At 22.7% G+C, this 15,189-nt stretch carries 14 protein-coding genes; 3 read left to right on the top strand and 11 right to left on the bottom strand.

Features of this window, described 5'->3' with window-relative positions; genetic code table 11:
* Positions 1 to 15: 15 nt before the first annotated feature.
* A complete protein-coding gene (locus tag ACOI1G_RS01710; protein WP_422667587.1) occupies positions 16 to 1,329 on the bottom strand; it encodes a peptidylprolyl isomerase in 1,314 nt (437 codons plus the stop codon).
* A gap of 213 nt (positions 1,330 to 1,542) precedes the next feature.
* Between ACOI1G_RS01710 and ACOI1G_RS01705 the strand changes: the two genes are divergently transcribed.
* Entirely contained in the window at positions 1,543 to 2,298 is a 756-nt protein-coding gene (locus ACOI1G_RS01705) for a DedA family protein (RefSeq protein ID WP_422667094.1), read from the top strand.
* Positions 2,299 to 2,304: 6 nt separating this feature from the next.
* Here ACOI1G_RS01705 and rplY read toward each other — a convergent pair whose 3' ends face one another.
* A complete protein-coding gene (rplY, locus tag ACOI1G_RS01700; RefSeq protein ID WP_422667093.1) occupies positions 2,305 to 2,592 on the bottom strand; it encodes a 50S ribosomal protein L25 in 288 nt (95 codons plus the stop codon).
* 28 nt (positions 2,593 to 2,620) lie between these two features.
* The gene (gene nfo, locus ACOI1G_RS01695; RefSeq protein ID WP_422667092.1) at positions 2,621 to 3,466 is read right to left on the bottom strand and encodes a deoxyribonuclease IV; all 846 of its coding nucleotides are present in this window, start codon (positions 3,464 to 3,466) and stop codon (positions 2,621 to 2,623) included.
* A gap of 367 nt (positions 3,467 to 3,833) precedes the next feature.
* On the opposite strand from nfo, the gene glyQ reads away from it, so the two are divergent.
* Complete coding sequence (glyQ, locus tag ACOI1G_RS01690) at positions 3,834 to 4,712, top strand: glycine--tRNA ligase subunit alpha (protein WP_422667091.1); 879 nt, start codon at positions 3,834 to 3,836, stop codon at positions 4,710 to 4,712.
* Between the two features lie 34 nt (positions 4,713 to 4,746).
* Entirely contained in the window at positions 4,747 to 6,813 is a 2,067-nt protein-coding gene (gene glyS, locus ACOI1G_RS01685; RefSeq protein WP_422667090.1) for a glycine--tRNA ligase subunit beta, read from the top strand.
* 27 nt (positions 6,814 to 6,840) lie between these two features.
* Here the strand turns inward: glyS and tgt are convergent, their stop codons facing one another.
* The 8 genes from tgt to thrS form a co-directional block, all read right to left on the bottom strand.
* Positions 6,841 to 7,953 (bottom strand): tRNA guanosine(34) transglycosylase Tgt, encoded by a 1,113-nt coding sequence (tgt, locus tag ACOI1G_RS01680; protein ID WP_422667089.1) that lies wholly within the window; start codon positions 7,951 to 7,953, stop codon positions 6,841 to 6,843.
* A gap of 119 nt (positions 7,954 to 8,072) precedes the next feature.
* Complete coding sequence (locus ACOI1G_RS01675) at positions 8,073 to 8,375, bottom strand: integration host factor subunit alpha (RefSeq protein ID WP_422667088.1); 303 nt, start codon at positions 8,373 to 8,375, stop codon at positions 8,073 to 8,075.
* Positions 8,356 to 10,764, bottom strand: a complete 2,409-nt coding sequence (pheT, locus tag ACOI1G_RS01670) for a phenylalanine--tRNA ligase subunit beta (protein WP_422667087.1) — start codon at positions 10,762 to 10,764, stop codon at positions 8,356 to 8,358. The genes ACOI1G_RS01675 and pheT overlap by 20 nt, the downstream gene beginning before the upstream one ends.
* Positions 10,765 to 10,773: 9 nt before the next feature.
* Complete coding sequence (gene pheS / locus ACOI1G_RS01665; RefSeq protein WP_422667086.1) at positions 10,774 to 11,757, bottom strand: phenylalanine--tRNA ligase subunit alpha; 984 nt, start codon at positions 11,755 to 11,757, stop codon at positions 10,774 to 10,776.
* Positions 11,758 to 11,900: 143 nt separating this feature from the next.
* The gene (gene rplT / locus ACOI1G_RS01660; RefSeq protein ID WP_422667085.1) at positions 11,901 to 12,257 is read right to left on the bottom strand and encodes a 50S ribosomal protein L20; all 357 of its coding nucleotides are present in this window, start codon (positions 12,255 to 12,257) and stop codon (positions 11,901 to 11,903) included.
* Between the two features lie 39 nt (positions 12,258 to 12,296).
* Positions 12,297 to 12,494, bottom strand: a complete 198-nt coding sequence (gene rpmI / locus ACOI1G_RS01655; protein WP_422667084.1) for a 50S ribosomal protein L35 — start codon at positions 12,492 to 12,494, stop codon at positions 12,297 to 12,299.
* A 74-nt stretch (positions 12,495 to 12,568) separates the two neighbouring features.
* On the bottom strand, positions 12,569 to 13,108 hold the full coding sequence (infC, locus tag ACOI1G_RS01650; protein ID WP_422667586.1) for a translation initiation factor IF-3: 540 nt from the start codon (positions 13,106 to 13,108) through the stop codon (positions 12,569 to 12,571).
* Between the two features lie 3 nt (positions 13,109 to 13,111).
* Positions 13,112 to 15,043 carry a threonine--tRNA ligase gene (thrS, locus tag ACOI1G_RS01645; protein WP_422667083.1) on the bottom strand — a complete coding sequence of 644 codons (1,932 nt, stop codon included), beginning with the start codon at positions 15,041 to 15,043 and terminating at the stop codon, positions 13,112 to 13,114.
* Positions 15,044 to 15,189: the final 146 nt, after the last annotated feature.

Raw genomic sequence — 15,189 nt, 5'->3', positions numbered from 1 at the left:
CTGAATAAAAATAAATTATTTATTTAAAATATGTATATAAGATAATCGAACTAATTCTTTTATCCACTTATCTCTTTCTATTAACATTTTATAATTTAGCAAAATACGATACGCTTTATTTTTTTCTATTTTATAATATTGATCTATTTTTCTTCGATTTAATAATCTTAAAAGATGCCAACCTAAATCTGATTTAACTGGATAACTAATATCATTATTTTTTAAAGGTATTAATGCTTTTTTAAAATTATCATCAAATAAATGATATTCAATCCAACCTAAATCACCTTTTTTACTAGATAAATTAATATCATCAGATAAATTCTTTGTCACATAATCAAAATTATAGCGTCTTTGTTTTAAGTCATTATATATTTTAAAAATATTTTTTTTTACTTCATTATTATCTTTAATTGGAGAAAATTTTATTAAACAATGTTGTATATGAAATTCTGTTATAATATTTTCTTTTTTATTTTCAATATCATCCACTTTTAATATATAAAATCCTTTTTTTTCTAAAAAAGGACCTAAAACTTCACCTTTTTTTGTTATATTTAGATTATTTAAAAACATTTTTTGTAAATTTATAAATTTCATCCTAGGTAAATGATTTACGATAAAATAATTTTTACTTTTTTTATATTTATTATACAAATATTCAAAATGTATCTGATGATCAATCTGATTTATTATATTTTTAGCTAATATTTTTTTAATTTGAATATTTTTTTGTACATTTTTTCCAAATATAGGCAATAATATATAACTAACTTTAATTTTTTTATTTTTATTATTATGAATTAAGAAATAAGAAAAAAAATGATTTAACTCTTCATCAGAAATATAAATTCTCTTATTTAATATATAATCTTGTAGTATTTTAATAGTTATTTGTTTTTTAATATTATTATAATAATCATTATATGTAAAAATACTGTGTGCACTATTAAAAATAGTATTATTTTTTAATTCTAAAACAGTAATATTTTTCTGAATAGCAATATTACTAATAATTTTATCTACTTGTGCATCAGTCACTCGTATATTAATACGATGTGCTTCATCTAATAAAATATTTTCCAAAATTAATTGTCGAATAACTGTATCTCTTAAAAAATGACTATGAAAAGGTGCAATAGTTTCTTGTTCTTTTTCATTTAATAAAAAAAGATATTTTTGAACATCACTATTTAATACAACATGATTGTTTACAATAGCAACGATATTATCAATATTTTTAGCTTGTATAGAAATAGAATAAATATTTAAAAAAATATATATTATTAAATTAATCCATATTTTCATTATAAATCTTCTTCTTTTTATATGTATTTTCTATAACAATAAATCTTTATAATATATTGTTTTCTGTTTAATTAAATATAACCTATAAAAAAATAAATTTAAAAAATTTTTCTTGAGGTTATTTTAAAAATTATATAGAGTATAAGATATTTTTTATATAATATATTTTATATATCATGAATACCTAATATAAAACATTACACAAAAAATTAATCTTAAATATAATGAGACGTTATGGACGCTTGGCTAACTTCTGTAGTAACATACTCGTTTGCTTGTTCACTACTAATAGTAGGAATAGTATCATTTCTAGAATCTCTTGCTTTAGTAGGACTGCTATTACCTGGTGTTATTTTTATGACTACATTAGGAACATTAATAGGAGAATCTAAATTATCATTTTATCCAGCTTGGATGGCTGGAACAGTTGGATGCTTATTCGGAGACTGGATTTCATATTATCTTGGTTTATATTTCAATAACTGGTTACATAATCTTAATTTTTTAAAAAAAAATCAAATATTACTTGAAAAAACAAAATTTGTATTAAGCAAACATAGTTTAATTACAATTCTTATAGGACGATTTATAGGACCAACACGACCACTTGTACCGATGGTAGCTGGGATGTTAAAACTACCTTTAAAAAAATTTATAATACCAAATATTATTGGATGTTTTTTATGGCCTCCAATATATTTTTTTCCTGGTATTGTAACAGGAATAGCTATTAATATCCCGGATAATTCTGAAAATGATTATTTTAAATGGTTTCTATTAAGCATTTCACTTATTATATGGTTAGGAGTATGGCTAGTATCAAAATGGTGGAAAAAAAATCAAGATAATACTAGTTTTTTTACAAAAAGAAAGCTTGGATGGATATCCATAATAATATTAACATTTGGTTTAACTAGTTTAATAGCTATGCAATTTCATCCTGCAATGTTAATTTTTAAAAATATATTTGCGCGCATATTAAAACTTTAATACCAATTATATATATATAAAATCAATATGTAATAATCTTAATTTAAATGCATGACGTTGAATAGATTTAACTTTTACAATATTCTTATCATAATTATCAACAATTAAACATAAACTTTCTTGAAAAAATTCTATTTTTTTCTGTAAATTAAAAATAATATTATGATCTAATTCTAAAGCAATAGAAGGTTTATCAAGACCATATACAATGCCAGGAAATTTATTGTTTATTCGTAGTCTTCTACTAATACTTTTACCATGTTCTATTTTTTTTACTGCATGAATAATTAACATAATACACCTTTTAAATAAAAAAACATCTTTATATTTTTTTTTGTGATCTTAACCAAGAAATTTCTTGTTTCCATATTTGAGAATTTTTTGTTTCTAGTATCATTGGAATATCATAAAAAATTTTGTTTTTTATTATCCATTTAAAAACTACATTTCCAATTTTTCCTAATCCTAAATTTTCATGCCTATCAACACGACTATTAAAATCTTTTTTAGAATCATTTAAATGTAAACCTTTTAAATATTTTAAACCAATAATATCATTAAATTTTTCAAAAGTATTTTCACAATCTTTTTCTGTTCTTAAATCATATCCAGAAGCAAATAAATGACAAGTATCAATACATATACCTATTCTTGAATGATTTTTAACATGTTTAATAATATGTGCTAAATGTTCAAAACAATAACCAACATTTGTACCTTGCCCAGCAGTATTTTCTATAACAGCAATAACATTTCTAGTTTTTTCTAATACTATATTAATAGAATCAGAAATACGATTTAAACACACCTCTTCAGTAATTTTATTTAAATGACTACCTGGATGAAAATTTAAAAACATTAAACCTAACTGATTACAGCGATTCATTTCATCAATAAAAGATAAACGTGATTTATTTAACAAAGAATCAATAGGATGTCCTAAATTTATTAAATAACTACTATGCGGCAAAATTTGTTGAGGTTTAAAATTGTATGTTATACAATTTTTTTTAAAATTATTTATAGATACTGAATCTAATGGTGCTGAATTCCACATTCTTTGATTTCTTGTAAAAAATGCAAAAGCAGTTCCAGTGATTTCAACAGCACGAAATATAGCTTTATCTACACCACCAGATGAACTTACATGAGCACCAATATATTTCATTTTTAATTTTCTCTTATCAAACTTTTAATCAAGAAATAATTGTATATATGGTAATATTTTTATACAAAACAAATGTTATTAAAATATAAAAATAATTTAAAAATTACTATATAATTTTTAAATTATTCTTTAACCGTTATATACTATAAAGTAATATATTACTTATAAAAAATATTTTAATCAATAAAATAAAAACAATGATATAATTAAAATATAAAATTTAAAAGATATATTATATAAATATATTATAATAAAATTAAACATTTTTATATATACTAAAAATATAAATACAAAATACCATCGATAATAATTATCATATCAAGTATTATTTTTATGATGTCTTTAACTTAATTAATATTACTAAACAATGAATAAATCTAATAATACTTTTTGTAATTTAATTTTAATTTTACAAAAATACTGGTCTCAAAAAAAATGTACTATTTTTCAACCACTCGATTTGCCAATAGGAGCTGGTACATTTCATAATACAACATTTTTTGGTGCAATTGGTTTAGAACCAGTTAATGCAGTATACACGCAATCTTGTCGACGTCCTACTGATGGTAGATATGGCAAAAATCCTAATCGATTACAACATTATTATCAACTTCAAGTTATTATTAAACCACCATCACAAAATATCCAAAATATGTATCTAGAATCATTAAATTTATTAAATATTAATGAAAAAAATAATGATATACGATTTGTAGAAGATAATTGGGAAAATCCTACATTAGGTGCATGGGGAATCGGATGGGAAGTATGGTTAAACGGAATGGAAATCACTCAATTTACTTATTTTCAACAAATCGGTGGTTTAGAATGCTCTCCGGTAACAGTGGAAATTACTTATGGATTAGAAAGGATTGCTATGCATATACAAAATAAATCAAATGTATATGATGTTATTTGGGATGAAACTGAAGATCGTTCTTTAACTTATGGAGATATATTTTATCAAAACGAAATAGAACATTCTCAGTATAATTTTGACTTTTCTAGTGCTGATTTTTTATTTAACTCTTTTGAACAATATTTGTTAGAAGCAAAAAATATATTAAAATTAAACAAACCATTATTATTAGTAGCATATGAAAAAATAATCCAATCTAATCACATTTTTAATTTACTAGATGCAAGAAAATTAATATCTACTAGTGAACGTCAAAATTATATTTTAAAAATAAGATCATTAATAACTGAAATAGCAAAAAAATATTTTTATTTAAAAAAAGAATAAGGTTTATTTATATTAAAAGCAAGATGAGAAAAAAATGAAAAAAATATTTTTAACTGAAATTGGAACAGAAGAACTTCCTGCAAAATTATTATATAGTATAGCTAATTCTTTTTATCAAAATACAATTAATGAATTAAAATTACATAATATTATATATGAAAAAATAAAATTTTTTGCTACACCACGAAGATTATCAATACAAATTATAAATATTGATACATCAGAAAAAATAATAATAATTAATAAAAAAGGACCTGCACTAAAAGACTCTTTTGATAAAAATGGATTACCTACACAAGCCGCATATAGATGGGCAAAAAATTGTAATATCCATATTAATCAAGCTCAAAAATTTAATAATAAAAAAGGAGAATGGCTTTTATGCCAAATTAAACAAAAGCAAGAATCGGTACAATTAATTTTACCAAGAATTATTGAAATCGCACTAAAAAAAATACCTATTGTAAATACTATGAGATGGGAAAATAATAACTATAAATTTTTTAGACCAATCCGAAATATTATTTTATTATTAGATAACCTATTATTAAAACAAAAAATATATGGAATAAATGCAAGCAATTATATTCACAATCATATTAGTACAAAAGAAAAAAAAATAAAAATTCAAAATGCTAAAGAATATTCTTCTCTTTTAATGAAAGAGTATAACATTATTGCAGATTATCAAAAACGAAAAAATATTATTCAAATAGAAATCCAAAAAATAGCTAATACAATTCATGGTCAAGTAAAAATCAATCCATTATTAATTGATGAAGTGACTTCTCTTGTGGAATCTCCAATAATTTTATTAGGACAATTTCAAAAAAAATTTCTTAAAATACCAGAAAAAATCTTAATATATACTATAGAATATCATCAAAAATGTTTTCCAGTATACGATCAAAAACAAAAAATCATGCCTTTTTTTATATTAATTTCTAATATTCACTGTAAAAATCCATTTAATATTATTCAAGGAAATGAAAAAGTAATGCATTCACGTTTAGAAGATACTTCTTTTTTTCTTAATAATGATAGAAAAATAAAATTAGAAAGTTATCTTCCATTATTAAAAAAAGTAATATTTCACAAAAATATTGGAACATTATATGATAAAACTATACGATTAGAATTACTAATTCAATGGATTGCACAATATAATAAAGCTGATATACAGTCTTCTATTCAATCAGCTAAATTATCTAAATGTGATTTAATTACAAATATGGCATGTGAATTTAAGGAACTAAAAGGTACTATTGGAATGTATTATTCCCTACAAGATGGTGAAAAAAAAGATGTTTCTATTGCTATTGGAGAACATTATTTACCATCTTTTTCAGGTGACATATTACCATCCACACCTATAGGTTGTGCTTTATCCATTGCTGATAAAATAGATACTATATCTGGTATGTTTATAATTAATAATGCCCCTACTGCAGATAAAGATCCATTTGCATTAAGACGATTAGTAATAGGAATATTACGAATTATTATAAAAAATAAAATATCAATTAATTTAAAACATTTAATTAAAAAAAGTATTAATATATATAAACAAACACATGATAATATAAAAATATCTAATAAAATTATCAATTTTTTTATGATTCGGTTATTTTATTGGTATGAAGAAAAAGGATATAACATTCAAGTAATTAGATCAGTATTATCATGTAAATTAAATCAACCTATTGATATTCATGAAAGAATAAAAGCAACATCTTTTTTTCAAACATTAGATAATTCAAAAAAAATTATATTATCTATAAAAAGAATTTCTAATATTTTAGAAAAAAATAACGAAAAAATATTAGATTCTGTTAATTCTATATATCTTAAAGAAAAAATAGAAAAAATATTATTTAATAAAATTAATAATTTTTTTGTAATATTAAAAACACTAAAAAAAAATTATCAATATAAAAAAATATTTTTTGAAATATCTAAATTAGAACATCCTATACAAGAGTTTTTAAATACAGTAAAAATTTATCATTTAGACTACAACATACGCATTAATCGATTAACATTATTGTCTTTAATAAAAAAATCTTTTTTTAGTATTATATATTTTAATTACTTATATTAAAAAAATTATATTATTTAAAATCATCTATTACAAAAGATATTTATTTTTTTGATGATAAAAAACTTTTATAAATTCATCAAAAGAATTATTTTTTATCGCATTCCTAATATTTAACATTAATGTTTGGTAATAATATAAATTATGTATTGTATTTAAACGTAATCCTAACACTTCATTACAAGCATCAAGATGATGTAAATAAGAACGACTATAATTTTTACATGTATAACAATAACATTTTTCATCTAAAGGTAATAAATCATATTTATATTTAGCATTCCTAATCTTAATAATGCCATGAGTCACAAATAAATAACCGTTTCGAGCATTACGAGTTGGTATAACACAATCAAACATATCTATACCTCTCTGTACTGCTTCTATTAAATCTTCAGGTTTTCCAACACCCATTAAATATCTTGGTTTATTTTTAGGCATTTGTGGACATATATGATCTAATAAATTATACATTTCCTGTTTAGATTCTCCAACAGCTAAACCCCCTAACGCATAACCATCAAAACCAATTTTTATTAATTCTCTTATTGAAATATCGCGTAAAGATTTATAAATACCTCCATGAATAATTCCAAATAATAAATTTGAATTTTTTTGCATATCAAAAAAAATACGACTTTGTTTAGCCCAATTTAATGATCGTTCCATTGAATTTTTTGTACAATTAAAATCTTTTGTATATGCGATACATTCATCAAAAATCATAACAATATTAGATCCTAGATCAAATTGAATTTTCATAGATTTTTCAGGCGTTAAAAAAAATTTTTGACCATTAATATAACTTTTAAATAAAACTCCATGATCACTAATTTTACAAAATTTTGATAAACTAAAAACTTGAAAACCTCCAGAATCTGTTAGAATAGGTCCTGACCAATTCATAAAACGATGTAAATTACCATGTTTTTTGATTATATCTAATCCTGGACGAAAATATAAATGAAAAGCATTACTTAAAATCATTTTACTACCTGTATGTTTTAAATCTTTTGAATCAATACTTTTTACCGAACCATAAGTACCAACTGGCATAAAAATAGGAGTTTCTATCAACTGATTATTAAAAATAAATACACCATGTCTTGCATTTTTATTTTCTTTAATAATTTTAAAATCCATTCATACTCCGTTTATATAACATATGTATTTTAAAATAAAAATATTATTTTTTTTATATTACATTATTTTTATATAAAATATTAATCATTTTAAAATTTTTTATAATACCATAATTATTATTATATTTTAATTTTGCTAGAATAATATAAAATTTTATTTTTTAATTTTTGACTAGCTTTAAAAGTTACTACACGTCTTGCAGATATAGAGATGATTTTCCCTGTTTTAGGATTTCGACCAGGACGCTCTTTCTTATTTTTTAATTGAAAGTTACCAAATCCTGATAATTTTACATCTTCTCCTTTTTCTAAAGAGATTCTTAATACTTCAAAAAAAAATTCTACAAATTTTTTTGAATCGCTTTTAGTTATTTGTAACTTTTCAAATAAATTATCTGAAATTTTAGATTTTGTTAGTACCATTAAGTGAATTCCTTAAAATAATTTGAAATTTTTTCTTTAATGCGATAATACAACTCTCCACCATTAAATTAATTTCATATTCTTTTAATGTTCTTTCATAATGCTGAAAAATGAAACTAATACCTAAACTTTTTTGTTTTATCTTAAATTTTTTATCAGAATATACATCAAACAAATTAATTTCTACTATTATGTCTTTAAAAAAATTTTTGCATTCTTGAATAATATTTATACAATCAATATGAATAGAGACTAAAATCGCAATATCACGACGACTAGTAGGAAATTTAGAGATTTCTTTTATTTTATGTAATTTTGTATCTAAAATACTATTAAATAATATTTCAAAAACAAAAATAGAATCATAAAAATTTAATTTTTCTTCTAGTTTTGGATCAAGAGATCCAATACAACCAATAAATGTATCATGAAAGTAAATTGCTGTACTTTGTTCTGAATGTAACCCTAATATAGATTGACGTCTAAATTCTATATTATTTAATCCACATATTGACTCCAATATAGATTCTAAATCACCTTTTAAATCATAAAAATCTACTTTTCTAACTTTAGAATACCAATTTTCTTGTGAATAATTACCACTAATAACTGCTGCTAAAAATAAATCCTGTTTAACACCAAGACAACTATCTTTATCTAATGAAAAACATAATCCACTTTCAAATAATCTAATACTATTTTTTTTATGATTTTTATTATAAGAAACAGATTTTAATAATCCAGGCCATAAAGAAGTTCTCATACAAGACATATCTTTAGAAATAGGATTCGATATTAATAATGGAGATCGATGCGGAAAAAATATATTATGTATTTGAGGATCTATAAATGAATATGTTATTATTTCATAATAACCTTTATTAACTAGTACCATTTTAGCCATATCTAATTTAAATTCTTTTAATTCATCTTTTTTTTTCGTGATAAATATTTTTTTTAAAGGTACTGGTTTAACATTATTATATCCATATATTCGCATTATATCACCTATAACATCTTCTTCAATAATTATATCAAACCTCCAACTAGGTGGAATAACATGCCAATAAGTATTTTTAAAAGTAAACTTATAATCTAAACGATATAAAATATTTGAAATATTTTTTTGATTAATCTTAAATCCAATGATATTATTTATTTTACTGTGATACAAAGAAATACTATTATTAATATTATTTTTGTAAGGTGATATTTGTTTTATAATAGGTCCAGATATTCCTCCACAAATATCTAAAATTAAATTAGTTGCATATTCAATCGCATCATTTTGTAATGAAGAATCAATTCCATAGTAGTAATACTCTAATATTTTATTTGAAGAAAATTTTTTAATAATATTACATATTGATTTTTTATTAAATATAGCACTTCCTAAAAATATATTTTTACTATTTTTTTGTACTTCTGTATGATAAGAATTAATATTACCAGGAATAGATAAAATTTTTTGATTATCAGCAATAACTAATATACTTTTGTCAAGTAATATACTTTCTTTTTCTTTTAAAATAATTTCTTCTTTATCTTTTGCGCGACGAATAATAATATTACCTATAATATTATCTTCATTAAACATATAAATAGGTTGACCAATTTCAATTAATACATAATTTATAATATTATTTACAACATTATTAGATAACATATCAGAAAAAAATAATCTTTTTTTCATCCATATAGGAGTATCAATGTTTAATTGTACATTTCTTATAATACGACCTGAAAAACATATACAATCTTTTTCTGATTGGATATCAATATAATATTTATCTTGAATAGGTATAATATTTTTTTTATATTTTATAGTAGGTATCTCTATATCATTCATAGAAGCTATATTACGCGATAATCCTAAAATACTTAAACTATCTGGACGATTAGGAGTAGAAGATACTTTAATTATTTTATCTTGTAATGAAAATATTTCATTAACATTAACTCCTATATTTACACTTTCATCTATTTCAATAATTGAATTACTAGAAAATAATCCTAATTCTGAAAAAGAACATAACATACCTTCAGAAATAATATTTCTTATTACTCTTTTATCAATAATATTTTTATTAGGTAAAATAGAACCAACAGTAGCTACTGCTACTTTTATACCCTCACGACAATTTGATGCTTTACAAACAATAGTTAATAATTTTTTAATACCAATATCTACTTTTAACACTTTTAATGTATTATATTTTTTGTCAGAAATACACTCTACTATTTCTCCAACCTTTATTCCGGAAAATATTGGTTTAAATTCCTTTATTGATTCAATTTCTATTCCAGAATTAATAATTTGTTCATATAATATAGATTTATTTATATTAGGATCAATCCATTCATGTAACCATTTTTCATTAAATTTCATTATATCTCACTATATATATTTAAATTGCGCAAGAAATCGCATATCATTTTCAAAAAAAGATCGAATATCTGAAATTCCATAACGTATCATAGTCATTCTTTCAATGCCTAATCCAAAAGCACAAGCAGAATAAACATTACTATCAATATTAACGTTTTGTAATACTTTCGGATGAACTATACCGCATCCTAATATTTCTAATATTACACCATTCTGATCAATAACATCTACTTCTGCTGAAAGAACAGTAAATGGAAAATAAGAAGGACGAAATCTAATAGAAATATTTTTATCAAAAAAATAATATAAAAAATGATATATGATCCATTTTAAATGAGAAAAATTAATATTTTTATCAACTATTAACCCTTCAATCTGATGAAACATCGGTGTATGTGTAATATCATAATCATTACGATAGACTTTTCCAGGAACTAATAATCGCATAGGAGGATGATCTTGATTCATTGCTCTAATTTGCATACTAGATGTTTGTGTACGTAATAATCTATTCGAATCAAACCAAAAAGTATCATGACTATCACGTGCAGGATGATTTTTATCAATGTTTAAAGCATCAAAATTATGATATTCATCTTCAATTTCAGGACCATAAATAGTCGTAAAACCTAATTGATAAAAAAAATGTTTTATATCATTTATCGTATGAGTAATAGGATGTAAAAAACCATTTTCAATACGACGTCCAGGTAAAGATATATCAATCTTTTCATTAAGAATACGTTGATTTAATAGTTTTTCTTTTAAAAAAATCTTTTTTTGATTAATTATAATTATTATCTTATTTTTAATATGATTAAGAATAATACTGCATTCTTTTTTTTTATCTACATCAAGAAATTTTAATTTTTTCATATGATTAGATAAAATACCTTTCTTGCCTAAATACTGAATTCTTATTTTTTCTATTTCTTCTATATTTTCTGATTTTTTTATACTTATTTTAATATCTTCTAATAATTTATTAAACATTATAATACTCTTTTTAAAATTATTATTTTCACATATGCTAATTTTTAATAATAAAAAAACTCCCATATGGAAGCTCATTATATTTTTTAATTAAATGGTGTATAATGGAGGGGAGAGTGTTTTTCCCCTCTTAATTTAAATATTTAAGATAACGCTTCTTTAGCTTTGTTAACTAATATATTAAATGAAAATCTATCAAATATCGCAATATCAGACAATATTTTACGATCAATGGTAATTGATGCTTTTTTTAAACCAAACATAAAATTACTATAAGACATTTGGCTTTGACGAACTGCAGCATTTATACGAGTAATCCATAATTGACGAAACTGTCTTTTTCGCTGGCGTCTATCACGATATGCATATTGACCAGCTTTAATAACTGCTTGACAGGCTACTCTATAAATACGAGAACGAGCTCCATAATAACCTTTGGCTTGTTTTAAGATTTTCTTGTGACGAGCGTGAGCAATTACACCACGTTTTACACGAGCCATCTATCCCTTCCTATTCGTAAAATCTCAATAAAAGTTTATTTATGCATATGGAAAAAAAGATTTAACTCTATCCGCATCTCCTTTAGATACTATGATTTTAGAACGAAGATGACGTTTTTTAGATGTAGTTTTTTTAGTTAAAATATGACGTAAATTCGCTTGTTTACGTTTAAATTTACCAGATGCAGTTTGCTTAAAACGTTTTGCTGCACTTTTTAAGGTTTTCATTTTTGGCATAAAATATTTCATTTAAATGATGAAAAAATTATTAAAAATAAAATATATATTTTTAAAAATATATAGAAAAATTTTTATTTTTTCTTGGGTGATAAAACCATTACCATCTGACGACCTTCAATTTTAGAAGGAAACGATTCAACAATTGCTAATTCAATTAAATCATTTTTAACACGATTTAATACATTAACACCAATTTTTTGATGCGCCATCTCACGACCTCTAAATCTTAAAGTAATCTTAACTTTGTCACCGTCTTCTAAAAAACGAGTTAAATTTCGTAATTTTACTTGGTAATCACCTTCATCTGTGCTTGGACGAAATTTAATTTCTTTTACTTGAATAATTTTTTGTTTCTTTTTTTGTTCTTTAGAAGATTTACTTTTTTCATAAAGAAATTTTCCATAATCCATGATACGACATACTGGAGGTTCTGCATTCGGACTAATTTCTACTAAATCTAACCCTAATTCTTCAGATTTTTCTAAAGCCTCACGCAAGCTATATATACCCATTTGATCGCCTTCAATCCCTGTTAGACGTACTCTCATGGCACGAATTTCATTATTAATTCGATTAGGACGCATTAATTGTATTCTTTTTCCACCTTTAATACTTTATTCCTCCATTTGAGAAAAACTATGAGTTATAATTTCTTCTTGTAGTTTTTTAATAAAAATATCAATATCTATCATATTTATGGTATTACCACTTCTAGTACGAATAGAAATTTTATTATTTAAAATTTCTTTATCTCCACAAATAATAATATATGGAATACGACGTAATGTATGTTCACGTATTTTAAAACCAATTTTTTCATTTCTTATATCATATTCAGTACGAAAATTAAAAATAGAAAATTTTTTTATTAAACTATGAACATAATTAATATGACTATCAGAAATACTAACAATAATTATTTGTATAGGAGATAACCAAGTTGGTAAAATACCTATATTTTCTTCAATTAAAATTCCAATAAAACGCTCTATAGAACCTAATATAGCACGATGAATCAAAACAGGAACTATACGATTATTATCTTCATCAATATAAAAAGAATTTAGTCGCAGAGGTAAATAAAAATCAAGCTGAATAGTACCGCATTGCCAATTGCGATTTAAAGAATCTTGTAAAATAAATTCAATTTTAGGACCATAAAAAGCACCTTCTCCTTCCTGATATTCAAAAGATAAATTATTTTCTAATAATACATCAGATAAATCTTTTTCCGCTTGATCCCAGATTGTATCACTACCAATTCGTTTTTGAGGTCTAGTTGATAATTTTACTAAAATATTTTTAAAATTAAATATACTATAAAAATCATATATCATTTTAATACAATTATGAATCTCTGAACGTATTTGTTTCATTGTGCAAAATATATGAGCATCATCTTGAGTAAAATGTCTAACACGCATAAGACCATGCAAAGAACCAGAAGATTCATTTCTATGACAACTACCAAATTCTGCCATACGAATAGGTAAATCTCGATAAGATTTTATTCCTATATTAAAAATTTGCACATGTCCAGGACAATTCATCGGTTTAATGCAATATTCACGATTTTCAGATAATGTAGTAAACATTGAATCCTTATAATGATCCCAATGTCCACTTTTTTCCCATATATTTTTATCCATTAATAATGGCGTTTTTACTTCTTGATATTGATATTTTTTTAATTTATTACGTACAAAAGATTCTAATTCATTAAAAATAATCCATCCATTATTATGCCAAAAAATCATACCTGGTGATTCTTCTTGCATATGATATAATTTTAAAAATTTTCCAATTCTACGATGATCTCTTTTATCTAATTCTTGTATATAATTTAAATGACTTTTTAATTCATGTTTACTATGCCAAGCAGTACCATAAATTCGTTGTAACATTTTATTATTATTATTACCTTTCCAATATGCACCTGAAATACTTTGTAATTTAAAATGTTTACAAAATTTTACATTACATACCTGAATACCTATATCAAGATCTACATATTCTTCATGATAATATAAAAAAATATCTTTTTTATTTAATATCATATCATTCATTAAGGATACTTTATATTTTTCAGAACGTGCTAAAAATATATTTATAGCCTCTTGATAAGATACTTTTTTAATTAAAACATCATATTCTCTTTTTATAATATTCTGCATACAATGGTCTAATAAAATTAAATCTTTTTCTAATATTTTTTTTTCCACATCTACATCACAATAAAAACCATTGTTTGTAATATTATGTTGTCCAATTTTAGATGTAGGCCATATTGTCTTAATAGCATAAGCTAAAATATGTGCACAAGAATATCGAATTATATTTAATGATATATTATTTTCTTTTTTACAAAAAAATAATATATTTGAATCTTTTTCTATTAAAGTATTTAAATTAGAAAAATGACCATTGACTGAAATAGCAACTAATTCATGTATAATACTTGGTCTAATATTCTTTATAATCTCTGTCAATAAGACAGAATATTTATATACCTGTTGACTACCATCATCAAAACTTATTACAGGCATTCTAACATCCTTAATTAAAATATTATTACATCAAAATAAAAAAATATTTATTTTATAAAGAATAAATTTTTATATCAATAAAACATCGATTTAACATATAACTAAATTAAATTAAAATAATAATAACATATTCATATAAAATTTTA

This window comes from Buchnera aphidicola (Pterocomma populeum), assembly GCF_049314985.1.
Lineage (GTDB): Bacteria > Pseudomonadota > Gammaproteobacteria > Enterobacterales > Enterobacteriaceae > Buchnera > Buchnera aphidicola_BQ.
The sequence above is the reverse complement of the archived record's forward strand: the minus strand, read 5'-3'. Positions and strand labels throughout refer to the sequence as shown.